General features: G+C 67.1%; 9 protein-coding genes. 5 read left to right on the forward strand and 4 right to left on the reverse strand.

From position 1 onward, the window contains the following. Window positions 1-13 precede the first annotated feature (13 nt). Window positions 14-856: a MaoC/PaaZ C-terminal domain-containing protein gene (locus M5I08_RS23230; protein ID WP_219066084.1), complete on the forward strand. Its 843-nt coding sequence runs from the start codon at window positions 14-16 to the stop codon at window positions 854-856. On the opposite strand, the gene M5I08_RS23235 is transcribed toward M5I08_RS23230, so the two are convergent. The 3 genes from M5I08_RS23235 to M5I08_RS23245 form a co-directional block, all read right to left on the reverse strand. Next, complete coding sequence (locus tag M5I08_RS23235; protein WP_219066085.1) at window positions 853-2079, reverse strand: chloride channel protein; 1227 nt, start codon at window positions 2077-2079, stop codon at window positions 853-855. The two genes, M5I08_RS23230 and M5I08_RS23235, sit on opposite strands and share 4 nt — an antisense overlap. Before the next feature lie 25 nt (window positions 2080-2104). After that, window positions 2105-2734 carry a TetR/AcrR family transcriptional regulator gene (locus tag M5I08_RS23240; protein ID WP_219066086.1) on the reverse strand — a complete coding sequence of 210 codons (630 nt, stop codon included), beginning with the start codon at window positions 2732-2734 and terminating at the stop codon, window positions 2105-2107. Between the two features lie 72 nt (window positions 2735-2806). Next, complete coding sequence (locus tag M5I08_RS23245) at window positions 2807-3961, reverse strand: glycoside hydrolase family 3 N-terminal domain-containing protein (RefSeq protein ID WP_219066087.1); 1155 nt, start codon at window positions 3959-3961, stop codon at window positions 2807-2809. 103 nt (window positions 3962-4064) lie between these two features. On the opposite strand from M5I08_RS23245, the gene M5I08_RS23250 reads away from it, so the two are divergent. The 4 genes from M5I08_RS23250 to M5I08_RS23265 all read left to right on the forward strand — a co-directional run bounded on the left by M5I08_RS23250 (window position 4065) and on the right by M5I08_RS23265 (window position 11848). Next, the gene (locus tag M5I08_RS23250) at window positions 4065-4238 is read left to right on the forward strand and encodes a DUF2613 domain-containing protein (RefSeq protein WP_219066088.1); all 174 of its coding nucleotides are present in this window, start codon (window positions 4065-4067) and stop codon (window positions 4236-4238) included. Between the two features lie 61 nt (window positions 4239-4299). Then, window positions 4300-8532, forward strand: coding sequence for an alpha-(1->3)-arabinofuranosyltransferase (locus M5I08_RS23255; RefSeq protein ID WP_219066121.1), 4233 nt, complete (start codon window positions 4300-4302; stop codon window positions 8530-8532). A gap of 147 nt (window positions 8533-8679) precedes the next feature. Beyond that, on the forward strand, window positions 8680-10323 hold the full coding sequence (locus M5I08_RS23260; protein ID WP_249762984.1) for an alpha/beta hydrolase: 1644 nt from the start codon (window positions 8680-8682) through the stop codon (window positions 10321-10323). An 85-nt stretch (window positions 10324-10408) separates the two neighbouring features. Continuing rightward, on the forward strand, window positions 10409-11848 hold the full coding sequence (locus M5I08_RS23265; protein WP_219066090.1) for a lipase maturation factor family protein: 1440 nt from the start codon (window positions 10409-10411) through the stop codon (window positions 11846-11848). Window positions 11849-11864: 16 nt separating this feature from the next. Here the strand turns inward: M5I08_RS23265 and M5I08_RS23270 are convergent, their stop codons facing one another. Beyond that, on the reverse strand, window positions 11865-13511 hold the full coding sequence (locus M5I08_RS23270; protein ID WP_219066091.1) for an acetolactate synthase large subunit: 1647 nt from the start codon (window positions 13509-13511) through the stop codon (window positions 11865-11867). Between the last annotated feature and the right edge of the window lie 77 nt (window positions 13512-13588).

Raw genomic sequence — 13588 nt, forward strand, 5'->3', positions numbered from 1 at the left:
AAGGAACACTGCAGTGACGCAACCAAGCAGCATGAAAAACCTGCTGCGCGCGGTGGCCGGGGCACTGCCGTTCATCCCGCGCGACAATCACCTGCCCAGCAGAACACTCACGATCAACGACGTGACGATCGACCGTGGGAACGTGGCCGACTACGCTGCGGTCACCGGACTGCGCTACGGCGACACCGTGCCGTTGACCTATCCGTTCGCGTTGACCTTCCCGACGGTGATGTCGCTGGTGACAGGGTTTGACTTCCCTTTCGCCGCAATGGGATCCGTCCATACCGAAAACCACATCACACAGTTCCGGCCAATCAAGGTGACCGATACGGTCAACGTCGCGGTACACGCCGAAAACCTGCGCGAACATCGCAAGGGCCTACTGGTCGATCTGGTGTCAGATGTCAGCGTCGGCAACGACGTTGCATGGCACCAGGTGACGACCTTCTTGCACCAACAGCGCACCAGCTTGTCCGACGAACCGAAACCACCGCCGCAAAAACAGCCCAAACTGCCGCCGCCCAAAGCCATCCTGCGGGTAACGCCGGGCCAGATTCGCCGCTATGCGGCCATCGGCGGCGACCACAACCCGATCCACACCAACCCCGTCGGGGCCAAGCTGTTCGGCTTTCCCACCGTCATCGCGCATGGAATGTTCAGCGCCGCGGCAGTATTGGCCAATCTGGAGGCTGGGCTTGCCGATGCTGTCACGTATTCGGTGCGGTTCGGCAAACCGCTGGTGCTTCCGGCCAGCGCCGGACTCTATGTCGATCAGGTCGAGGACGGCTGGGATATCAGCCTGCGCAACATCGCCAAAGGTTATCCGTATCTGACCGGCACGCTGCGGGCGGGTTAGCCACGATCGCGCTCAACCAGCAACCGAAGACCGTGCGCGCCGAGAGCGGCGCCGAAGAAGACCAGCAATAACCAAACGGGAGGCGCGGCGAGTTCCCAGACGAAGACGGCGGCCCAAACCGGCGCTCGTTGGGTCACCGCCAGCACGCCAGCGGCGCCCGCCAACGAGATCGCCGCGACATGCAGCTGGGTCCCCGCTACTGAATTGATGCTGAGCACGACCAGCGACCCCGCCGCCGCGCCGGTGGCCAGTGCCGGCGTCAGCATCCCGCCCGCCGCGCCGGCGCCCAAGAACACCGCCGTCAGAAGCGGTTTCAGGATCAGGACCACCGCCGCCGCTGCCCACGTCAACCCGCTGTCGAGGCTCACCGTAAGGATGGATCTGCCGTTGCCGGGCAGATCAGGCCACCAATGCGAGCAGATGCCGGTCAACAATCCGGCGCCGGCGATTGCCGGGATCAGCACCCACGAGCGGATCAGCGCGCGCGCCCGCGCCGCCGCCATGATCCGGTTGAAACCCCATCCCACAGCGAAGGTCAACGGGGCCAACGCCAGCGCGTAACCAGTCAGCAGGTAAGACCCGTGCAGGCTGGGCCAGACCAAGCTCGGCTTGTCATGGGTGGCCAGCGAGCCGACCGAGACCGCCAGGCTTGACGTGATCAACGCGGCACCCAGCGCTCGGGGATGCCAGGTATTCAACACCACTCGCACTGCGAACAGCGCACCGCCGAACGGCACCGCGTAAACCGCACCCAGCCCGGCGCCCGCCGCACATGCCAGCAGGATCTCACGGTCGCGGACGGACAGCCGTTTCAGCCATCCGACTCCCAAATCGGCGAGCGCCGCCGCTAATTGGCGCGGAGCCCCTTCCCGGCCCAGCGACGCACCAGAGCCGACCACCATCACTTGCAGCGCCGCGTCGACGCCGAACGGCAACAGTCGAATACGCTGACGGTTCGCGATGGCCGCTGACAGTGACGGGACGTCGGTCCGAGACCGCAGCAGCCACCAGCCCAGCCCCGCCAGGCCTCCGCCGACCATCGGCCCCAGAGCTCGACGAACCGGACTGCTGCCGGTGACTCCCTGGAGCAGCGTCGCGAACGTGTAGTGATAGGTCAGGTGCTCGACAAAACGCAACACCAGCGTCGTCGCCAACCCGGCGACACCGGCCAGCAGCCCGACAATCACAACCGCGCACAGAAAGTCGACGTTGCGGCGGCTCATGGCGTGAACTGTCGTCGGCCCGCGACTAGCCGGGGCCGGTGGCGGCTCCCGCCACGTCCCGATCGGATGGCACGCCCTTGAGGCCTCGCCAGAACAGGTTGATCATCAGCTCGGCCGCCTCATCGACATCGGTATCGCCGGTGCTGAGCCGGGTCGCGATCGCCTCACCGGCGCCCACCAGTGCCACCGCCATCATGTCGAAATCGGCGTCAGGTCCGGGATTCCGGGTACCTGCCTGCAGCAAGCGGGCGACCATAGCGATGATCCGCTCGCGTCCCTCGCGCACGGTGTGGGCGAAGGCCTGCGAGCTGGTGGCCTGGGTGTACATCACGATCCACGAGGCGCGGTTGGCGTCGATGTAGCGCATGAACGCCACGATGGTGCCGCGCAACAGATCCTTCGGGCTCTGCTCGAGATCGATCTTTTCACCCACACCATCGATGAATCGGGTCATCTCGCGGTCAAGGCACGCGCCGAACAGTTCTTCTTTGGACCTGTAATACAGATACAGCATCGGCTTGGAAATCTCGGCCTTGGCGGCGATCGCGTCCATCGATGTCTCGTGATAGCCGTTGACCGAGAACATCTGAACAGCGGCGTCCAGCATCTGCTGTTCGCGCACGGCACGGGGTAGCCGTTTGGTACCACCTGCCATCCTGTCCCCTTTTTAGTTGACGTGCGGGTGCGCCTGTCTGCCTAGCGTAAGCAATGCGTAGGGCTGGCGTGGTTACGGCCCGCAGTCGGGCTTCGGGCCCTTCATCTTCGCCACCCGCAGGACCGAAGTATCGACGGCAGACATCGTCAGCTCCCCTGCGGCCAATGCCTTCTCCAAACGATCCAGCACGGCGGGCACCTCGTCGGTGGTGACCCACAGCGCAACGTCGGCACCGGCCTGCAGCGTGCGCAAGGCCGCGTCGGGCACGCCGTAGTGCTGGTTGATCGCGGCCATGCTGGACAAGTCGTCGCTGAACACGGGGCCGTCGAAGGCCGGGCCTTGATACCCGGTACCGGTGCGCAACAACTGGACCGCGGCCCGACTCAGGCTGGCCGGTTGGTCGCCGGTCAGGCCGGGCACCTGCAGGTGGCCGAGCATCACACCGACCGGGGTGGCCGACACCAGCGTCCGGTAGGGCACCAGATCGTCGGTCTGCAACTGCGCCAGCGGCGGCGTGGTGACCTCGCCGGTGTGCGAGTCGCCGGAGCCGTGCCCGTGGCCGGGGAAATGCTTGAGCACCGGCAACAGACCGGCGTCGCGCAGACCTCGCGCATAGGCGCCGGCGTACGCGGTGACCACGGCCGGATCAGAGCTGAACGACCGGTCGCCGATCACCGTGCCGTCGGGAGCGTCGGAGACATCGACCACTGGAGCGAAATCAATGGTGATGCCCAGGCCACGCATCCGGTGACCGCGGTCCAGCGCGATGCCGTAGACCTGGTCAGCGGTGTGCGTCTGGGCCAGCACCCGCGCCGACGGCGTCGACCCGATCAGCGAGGACAGTCGCGCCACCCGGCCGCCCTCCTCGTCGACGCTGACCGCCACCGGCAACGCCGTGCTCGCGGACAAGTTCTTCACCGAGCCGTCGGTCAACATCGACAGTTCGGTCCAGCTTCCGACGAAGATGCCCCCGACATGGTGGCCGGCCACCACGGTTTTGGCATCGTCGCCGCCCCGCACCCCGACCATCAGCAGCTGGGCCAGCTTGTCGCGGGTGGACATCGCCGCCAAGATCGCCGGCGGATCTCCGCAGGCGGGTCGGGCCGCGGGGGGCGGCCGGCCCTTGGACGCGGCCGGTGTCGAGTTGGGTCGTTCGGAGCTGTGGGCGCACCCCACCAGCAGCGCCGCAACCCCAGCAAGCACAGCGAGAACCCGGGCAAAAGCCATTCGCCCATGCTGTCATGGGGTCGATTCGCGGCGCCGCCGCCCCGCCCGGCGGACGCTCTACCGGCTGCGACCCGTCTCCTGCCCCTTCTGCTAGGTTGCGACTATGAACCGGTTCGTTGCACCCGCGACGGCCAGCGTCGTGGTCGGTCTCTTGCTCGGCGCGGCCGCGGTCTTCGGGATCACGCTGATGGTGCAACAGGACACCAAGCCACCGCTTCCCGCCGGCGACCCGCAGTCGTCGGTGCTCAACCGGGTCGAGTACGGCAACCGCAGCTGACAGTCTGGTGACGCAGCGAGCCGGGGAACGGCCCGCTGCGGAGCCGGACGCGCCGTCTGATGTGACGCCGTTGTCGCGGCGCTGGCTGTGGTCGGTCGCGGCGGTCGCGCTGGCGTTGAGTTTCGCCCAGGCGCCCGGCCAGATCTCCCCCGACACCAAGCTCGACCTGACCGCCAACCCCCTGCGTTTTTTGGCCCGCGCGACCAATTTGTGGAACAGCGAACCGCCATTCGGGCAGGCGCAAAACCAGGCCTACGGCTACCTGTTTCCGCACGGCGCCTTCTTCCTGGCCGGTCATCTGCTGGGCCTGCCCGGCTGGGTGAACCAGCGGCTGTGGTGGACGCTGCTGCTGACCGTGGGGTTCTGGGGGCTGCTTCGGGTCGCTGAGTCGCTGGGTATCGGCAGCCCGCCGTCACGGGTGATCGCCGCGACGGCGTTCGCACTTTCACCCCGGGTGCTGACCACGTTGGGCTCGATTTCGTCGGAGACCCTGCCGATCATGCTGGCGCCGTGGGCGTTGCTGCCCACAATTGTGGCGCTGCGCGGCGAGGCCAACCGATCGGTGCGCCAACTCGCCGGGCAGGCCGGAGTGGCGGCCGCGCTGATGGGAGCGGTCAATGCGATCGCGACGCTGGCCGGCTGCCTGCCCGCAGTCATTTGGTGGGCCTGCCACCGGCCCAACCGCCGGTGGTGGCGCTTTACCGGGTGGTGGTTGCTGGCCCTGGCATTGGCCGTGTCCTGGTGGCTGGTGGCGCTGATCCTGCTGGCTCGCATCAGCCCGCCGTTTCTGGACTTCATCGAATCGTCCGGGGTGACCACCCAGTGGTCCTCGCTGGTGGAAGTGCTGCGCGGTACCGACAGTTGGACCCCGTTCGTGGCGCCCGACGCGACGGCGGGCGCACCCTTGGTCACCGGATCGGTCGCGATTCTGGCCACCTGCCTGGTGGCGGCGGCCGGGTTGGCCGGGCTGGTGGTGCGGGCGTTGCCGGCGCGGGGCCGGCTGGTGACGATGCTGCTGGTCGGTGTGGTTCTGCTGGCCGCCGGCTACAGCGGCGGGTTCGGCTCACCGCTGGCCCAGCACGTGCAATCATTCCTGGATGCGGGTGGCGCGCCGCTGCGCAATGTGCACAAGCTGGAGTCGCTGATCCGGATCCCGATAGTCCTGGGGCTGGCGCAGGTGCTGGGCCGCATCCCGCTACCGGGAAGCGCCCCGAAAGTCGCATGGATCCACGCATTCGCTCATCCGGAGCATGACAAACGGGTCGCGGCGGCGATCGTGATCCTGACCGCGCTGATGGCCGGAACGTCGCTGGCATGGACCGGTCGGCTCACCCCGCCCGGGACGTTCACCGCGATACCGCGGTATTGGCATGAGACCGCCGACTGGCTCTCCGCGCACAACACCGGTACCCCGATTGCGGGCCGAGTGCTGGTGGTTCCCGGCGCGCCGTTCGCCACCCAGCTGTGGGGCACCAGCCACGACGAACCGCTGCAGGTGCTCGGCGACAGCCCGTGGGGTGTGCGTGACTCCGTCCCGTTGACCCCGCCACAAACCATCCGGGCGCTGGACTCGATACAACGACTGTTCGCGGCCGGCAGACCCTCCGCGGGCCTGGCCGATACGCTTGCCCGCCAAGGCATCTCGTATGTCGTCGTGCGCAATGACCTGAACCCCGACACGTCCCGCTCGGCGCGCCCGATTCTGGTGCACCGAACCATCGCCGAATCGCCGCGGCTGACGAAAGTCGCCCAATTCGGCCCGCTCGTCGGGCCCGGCCCGGTGGCGGGCTTCGTCGCCGACAGCGCATTGCGACCCCGATATCCGGCCGTGGAGATCTACCGCGTCGCCACCGACGCCACCGCGGGAGGCAATCCCGGCGCCCCCTACTTGACCGACACCGACCAGCTGGCCCGCATCGACGGCGGGCCAGAAGTGCTGTTGCGCCTCGACGAACGCCGCCGGCTGACCGGTCAGCCACCGCTGGGTCCGGTACTCATGACCGCGGACGCCGAACACGCACGGCTGCCGATACCGGTGGTCACCGTCACCGATACGCCGGTGGCCCGGGAGACCGACTATGGCCGGGTCGATGACCACTCGTCGGCGATTCAGGCCGTCGGCGACGCCCGTCGCACGTTCAACCGGGTGCCCGACTACCCGACCCCGGGCGCCGCGACCGTCTACGGCGCCTGGACCGGTGGCCGGCTCACGGCGTCCAGTTCGTCGTCGGATGCCACGGCGCTGCCCGACGTCGCCCCCGCGACATCACCCGCCGCCGCGATCGACGGCGATCCGGCGACGGCATGGGTGTCCAACGGGCTGCAGTCCGCCGTCGGTCAATGGCTCCAGGTGAACTTCGACCATCCGGTCACCAACAGCGTCATCACCATCACCCCGAGCGCGACCGCCGTCGGCGCCCAGGTCCGCAGGATCGAAGTAGCCACCGCCACCGGCACCACCACCCTGCGGTTCGACGCTGCCGGCAAACCGCTTACCGCGGCGCTGCCCTACGGCGAAACCCCGTGGGTGCGGATCACCGCGATCGGCACCGACGACGGTTCGGCTGGAGTGCAGTTCGCGATCACCGACTTATCGATCACCCAGTACGACGCCTCGGGGTTCGCGCACCCGGTCGAACTGCGGCACACCGTGCAGGTTGCCGGTCCCCCGCCGGATGCGGCCGTGGCGCGGTGGGACTTGGGCTCCGAACTTCTCGGCAGACCGGGCTGCGCTGAGGGTCCAGGGGACCCGGGGACCATGCAGTGCGCGGCCTCGATGGCGCTGCTACCCGAGACGCCGGTCACGTTCAGCCGCACGCTGACGGTGCCCCAACCGGTTTCGGTGCTGCCGACGGTATGGGTGCGCGCGCGCTCGGGACCCCGACTGGCCGACCTGATCGCCGAGCCCAACACCACCCGGGCCCGCGGTGACTCCGACCTGGTCGACGTTCTGGGCTCCGCTTACGCCGCCACCGACGGTGATCCGGCCACCGCGTGGACAGCACCGCAGCGGGTAGTGCAGCACAAGACCCCCCCGACGCTGACCGTCACCCTGCCCCGGCCAACGGAAGTGGCCGGGTTGCGGCTGGTTGCCAGCCGGTCGCCCACGCCTGCGCACCCGACGATGGTCGCCGTCGACCTCGGGGACGGCCCGCAGGTCCGGGAGCTGACCGGGCAGGACACCGTTCGGCTGAAATCCCGTGCCACCGACACCGTCACGCTCAGCCTGCTCGACTGGGACGACGTGATCGACCGCACCGCGCTGGGCTTCGATCAGCTCAAACCGCCGGGGCTGGCTGAGATTTCGGTGCTGGGCGCCGCTGGCCAACCGATCGCTGCAGCCGACCCAGTGCGCAACCGTGCGCGGGAGGTCACCGTCGATTGCGCACACGGGCCGGTCATCGCGATCGCCGGCCGCTTCGTGCACACCGCCATCCAGACGACGGTGGGCGCGCTGCTGGACGGCGCGCCGGTAGCCGCCCAGGTGTGCGACCATCAGCCGATCCTGTTGCCGACCGGTCAGCAGGAGCTATTGATCAGTCCGGGACCGCAATTCGTGGTCGACGGCGCGCAGTTGTCCGGGCCGCTCGCAGCCGAATCACCCACCACGGCCACATCCGTGACCCCGGCCGCCACGGGGGCGTGGGGTCCCGCCCGTCGCGAGGTCCACATATCGGCGACAGCGACATCGCGGTTACTGGTGGTCCCGGAAAGCATCAACCCCGGTTGGGTCGCACATACCAGCACCGGGACTCGGCTCATGCCGACGGCGGTCAATGGCTGGCAGCAGGGTTGGGTGGTGCCCGCCGGAACGTCGGGCACCATCACGCTGAGTTTTGCGCCCAACTCGCTATATCGCGCCGGCCTGGCCGGCGGGCTGGCATTGCTGCCGCTGTTGGCCCTGATGACGTGGTGGCCGCAGCGACGTCGGCGTTGCACCGACCCCCCGGCGCGGCCGTGGTCGCCCGGGCCCTGGGCGGCTATTGCGGTGCTGACCGCCGGTGCGGTGATCGCCGGAGTGGTAGGCGTGCTCGTGTGCGGCGCCGCGCTCGCCATGCAGTGGGCGCTGCGCGACCGTCCCCAACGGCGTGACGTGGCCGCTGTGGGGTTGACCGCCGGCGGGCTGATTTTGGCCGGCGCGGCACTGTCCCGGCATCCGTGGCGGTCGGTCGACGGTTACGCCGGCCATTGGGCCGGCGTGCAACTGCTGGCGCTGATTTCAGTGGCGGTCGTGGCAGCCTGCGCTGCGACGATGCGGGCCGGGAACCGGCCCGAGGCGAAGCAGCGCCAATAGATGACGTCGCGGCACACATCCGCCCGGTAAGCAACTCAGGCAGCGGGTGACTTGTGCCCACTCGTCAACGCTGTTACCCGGATAGGCAGCACTTCTTTCTGCCGAGGCGGTGGCGATGTCGGAGATCAACTTTTGCGGCCGTGGCTCGTGACGTTGCCGGTGGCCGATATTGACCGGTGGAGCGTCCAGGCGATGCGGACGGTGTTCCACGCCGCTAGCGCGCGCGGACAAGCCACGCTGGAGGCCTCGCGTCAACTGAGCTCGCTGACGGTGTTCGACACCTGGGAAGGTGCAACCGCCGAGGCCAGGAGGCACGCCAATGCCGTGATCCGCCAAGACCTCGACGCGCACGGCAACGAGTCGCTGGCGGTGGCTGCGGCGGCGGGCAAAGCCGCCGACGGCATCGAGCACGTGCAGTCCGCGCTGCGCGCGCTGCGTCACGACGCCGCCGAGCTGCAGATGACGATCGACCCGATGGCTAACAAGGTGGTGCCGAGCGCCGCGTTCAATGGTCCGCCGATAGCGGCGCTGGTCGCCGAAATGCAGCTGCAGCCGCGGCTGGATGCAATTGTGGCCCAGGCCAGCGCAGTCGACGCGGAGCTGGCGAGCGCTATCAATCTCGCCGACGAAGACCTGCCCATCCCACCCGGGCCCCATGACAATCGGCCGCCAATTCAGGACGCGCTTTGCGCGCCGTTGCCCGATGAACCGAAACAGTTCAATGCGTTGTGGCAGCGGCTCACCCCCGAAGAGAAGGACTGGCTCTACAGCCGAAACCACGACATCGGCAACCGGGCCGGGATGCCATGGGACCCAACGGATCACTTGGGAAAAGACCACTACAACCGGCTCCATCTGCAGGAGCTCCGGCAGCAGGCCAAAGCTGACGTCGACCGGATGCAACACTGCGTCGACGAGATGCTTGCCGGCCACAACGTCGACGACGGCGCGCTCTACGCACTGCAATCACAGCTGGCGGCGGCCCGACGCCGCCTGCAGGGATATCAGGCGGTGCTCGCCGACCTGGACCGCAGCGATGGGCTGAGTCGCTACCTGGGCTACCTCGACGACACCGGCCACGTCGCGGTGGCTATCGGCAACCCGGATTACGCCAAACGCAACGGCATATTCGTCCCCGGCACCGGCCAGGACCCGGCCCGGCTGCCGTTCAGTGATGCAAGAGCAGCCGCGATGTACAACGCTGCACGCGGCGCGGACAAGGCTCTTGGCCCGCATGATGTGTCGATCACGACGTGGATGGGATACGACCGTCCAATGACCCTGAGTCACGCAGCTTTTCCCGATCCGGCTCGCACGGGCGCCGGCCGTTTGGAGGCGTTCGAAAGCGGGCTTCGTGCCTCGCACATCGGGCCGCCGTCGATCGACACCGTGATCGGCCACAGCTACGGCTCGACGCTGGTCGGCGCGGCGGCCTCGGGCGGGCATCACCTGGCTGCCGACAACGTCATCGCGGTCGGCAGCCCCGGCATGCTGGTAGACCGCGCCGGCGGGCTCAGCCTGGCACCCGGCGCACACGTGTATGCGATCCGGGCGGCTAACGACATCATCGGCGTCAGCGGCGTGGTCACCGAATGGACACTGGGACCCGATCCGACGGCGCCCAACTTCGGCGCCCGTAGTTTGGCGGCCGACCCGGGACCCGCCGGCCTGGCGTGGCTGCCGAGCATCGACCCGCACAGCAGTTACTGGGATCAACAGAACATCGCGCTGGCCAACATGGGTGCCGTCATCGCCGCGGTTGCGCCTCCGAGGATCCTCGGACCGCAGTGAGCGCGACGGCGGTTGGTTTTCACCCGGACAGGCTATGCACGCGGCAGGATGGTGGCAGACGTCCACCGTGCGAGGAGTCTCGGACATGGGATGGTTTGACGCGCCCGAGTATTGGTTGGGCAGGCTGATGCTTGAGCGCGGGATCGCGGTCGTTTATGTGCTCGCGTTCGTCGGTGCGGCACGACAGTTTCGGGCGCTGATCGGTGAGCGCGGACTGCTGCCGGTGCCGCAATATCTGGCCCGGCGATCCTTTCGAAGTGCGCCGAGCATCTTCCACGTCCACTATTCCGATCGGTTCTTCGCGACGCTCGCCTGGTTGGGCGCGCTGCTGTCAGCGGCGATGGCGCTGGGCTTGGCCGGCGTGATGCCGTTGTGGGCCGCGGTGTTGGTGTGGCTGGTGCTCTGGGTGCTTTACCTGTCGATCGTCAACGTCGGGCAGACGTGGTACGCGTTTGGCTGGGAGTCGCTGCTGCTGGAAACCGGTTTCCTGGCGATCTTCCTGGGCAACGACCGGGTGGCGCCGCCGTTGCTAGCGATGTGGCTGGCGCGTCTGCTGTTGTTCCGGCTCGAGTTCGGCGCGGGACTGATCAAGCTCCGTGGCGACTCATGCTGGCGCGACCTGACCTGCCTGTACTACCACCACGAAACTCAGCCCATGCCCGGTCCGCTGAGCTGGTTTTTTCATCACCTACCCAAACCGCTGCACCGGGTGGAAGTCGCCGGCAACCATTTCGCGCAGCTCGTCGTACCTTTCGGATTGTTCGCCCCGCAGCCGGTGGCCAGCATCGCCGGAGCGATTGTCGTCATCACCCAACTGTGGCTGGTGGTATCCGGCAACTTCGCCTGGCTGAATTGGTTGACGATCCTGTTGGGCTGCAGCGCAATCGATGTCTCGTCGGCTGCGGCGGTGCTGCCGATCCCCAAGCAGCCGGCGCTGGCCTCGGTTCCGCCGTGGTTCGCCGGCCTGGTGATCGTGTTCGCGGCGCTGACGGTGGTACTGACCTATTGGCCGGTGGCCAACATGATCTCGCGGCGGCAGCGCATGAACATGTCGTTCAACCGATATCACTTGATCAACACCTACGGCGCGTTCGGCACCGTCGGACGAACCCGCCGGGAAGTGGTGCTCGAAGGTACCGACGAGCCGAAGCTCACCGATCAGACGGTGTGGAAAGAATACGAGTTCAAGGGCAAGCCGGGATCTGTGCGGCGGATGCCGCCGCAATGGGCCCCGTATCATCTGCGACTTGACTGGCTGATGTGGTTTGCCGCCATCTCGCCGCAGTATGCGTACCCCTGGCTTAGACTATTAATGGTGCGGCTCTTGCAGAATGATCCGGCGACGCTGCGCCTGCTCCGGCATAACCCCTTCCCCGGTTGCCCGCCGCGGTATGTGCGCGCCCGGCTCTACCGCTACCGCTTCACCACCGCGGCCGAACTGCGGCGTGATCGCGCTTGGTGGCATCGCACGCTGGAAGGTGGCTACCTGCAGCCGATTTCACTGGCGCCCACGACAGCCGAATAGGGTCGGCGCAGGTCGGCTACAGTGACTCGTCGAGCTCGCCGAGCCGGTCGGTCAACCGTAGGTTTTCGGAGTAGTCGACCGGGCAGCAGATCAGCGTGACGCCGTCGTCGTCGAGCGCAGCCGTCAAGGTGGGCAGCAGTTCTTCGGCGTGAGAGATTCGATAGCCCTTGGCGCCGAAGCTTTCCGCGTACTTAACAATATCGGGATTGCCGAACCGCACGTAGTGGTGCTCGCCGAGCTCGAGATCCATCTTCCATTCGATCAGCCCGTAACCGCCGTCCTCCCAGATCAATACAACTAGTGCTATCCGCTCCCGGACGGCGGTTTCGATCTCTTGGGAGTTCATCAAGAACGCGCCGTCGCCGACCACGGCCAGCACCTTGGACTCGGGCCGCGCCAATTTGACCCCAAGGGCTCCAGGTAACGCAAAACCCATCGTGGACAAGCCATTTGAGATCAGGCAAGTGTTGTGTTCGTAGGTGGGGTAGAGCCGGGCCATCCACATCTTGGTGGCGCCCGTGTCAACCAGGACGATGTCGCTGCGGCCCAGCGCGGCCCGGGTGTCGGCGACTAACCGTGCGGGCGCCAGTGGATATCGCGAATCTTGTTGCCCCCGAGCAAATTCCTCGTCGAGCATACCCGAGCCAGGTATGTCCGGATCAGCCTCATAGGTATGCCCTGCGAGCGCCTCGGTGAGCGCGTCGAGTGAGGCGCTGATGTCACCGATGATGCCGACGTTGACCGAATAGTGTGCGTCGACCTCGGCCGGAAAGCGGTGCAGGTGGATGATCAACTTGTCGGCCTTGGGATTGATCCGGACCGGGTCGAATTCCTGCAGCTCGTATCCGACCGCGATCACGACGTCGGCCTTGTCGAATCCGAAGTTGACGTAGTCGTGTCGCATGAACCCGATGGTCCCGATGCTGTTGGGGTGGTCGTCGGGCATCACACCCTTACCGTGGAAGGTATTGGCCACCGGGATGTCGAACTCGTGCGAGAACCGCACCAACGCCGCGGTCGCGTCGGCACGCGCCGCGCCGTGCCCGGCCAGCACAACAGGCCGCTTGGCCTCGCGCAGAATGTCGACCGCGCGCGCCACCTGGCGCGCCGCCGGCGCGTCGGCGCGCACCACATTGCGCGGCAACGGCGTCAAGTCGTAGTCGGCGGCGTCGGCGTCGATGTGCTCCGGTACGGCGAGGTAGACCGCGGCCGGGCGTTCGGTCTCGGCGACTTTGAACGCCTTGCGGAACATCTCCGGTATGGCCTGGACGGTCGGGATGCCGGCGGCCCAGCGGGTGATCGGGGTGAACATCGACACCAGGTCGACGTACTGGTGCGACTCCTTGAACTGGCGATCGTGGCCGACCTGTGCAGAAATCGCGACCATCGGGGTGCTGTTGGTGGTGGCGTCGGCGACGCCGAGCTGCATGTTGATCGCACCCGGCCCCAGAGTGGCCGACACCACCGCCGCCCGGCCGGTGACCCGCCCGTACATCTCGGCCATGAACGACGCCGCCTGCTCGTGACGAGTCAGCACATAGCGAATGTCAGACGCGGCCAGCGCCTGCACAAAGCGGATGTTCTCCTCGCCCGGTAACCCAAAGACGACGGCAACGCCTTCGTTTTCCAGGCATTTCACCATCAGTTGCGCAGCTGTAGTCATCCGCCACCTCCGCGGGCCAGGATAGTGGCAGGCTGGATAGCGGACGTTTTGCAAACCCACTCACGTTAAAAGGATGT

The sequence above is a fragment of the Candidatus Mycobacterium methanotrophicum genome, from assembly GCF_023515995.1.
Taxonomy (GTDB): Bacteria; Actinomycetota; Actinomycetes; order Mycobacteriales; family Mycobacteriaceae; genus Mycobacterium; species Mycobacterium methanotrophicum.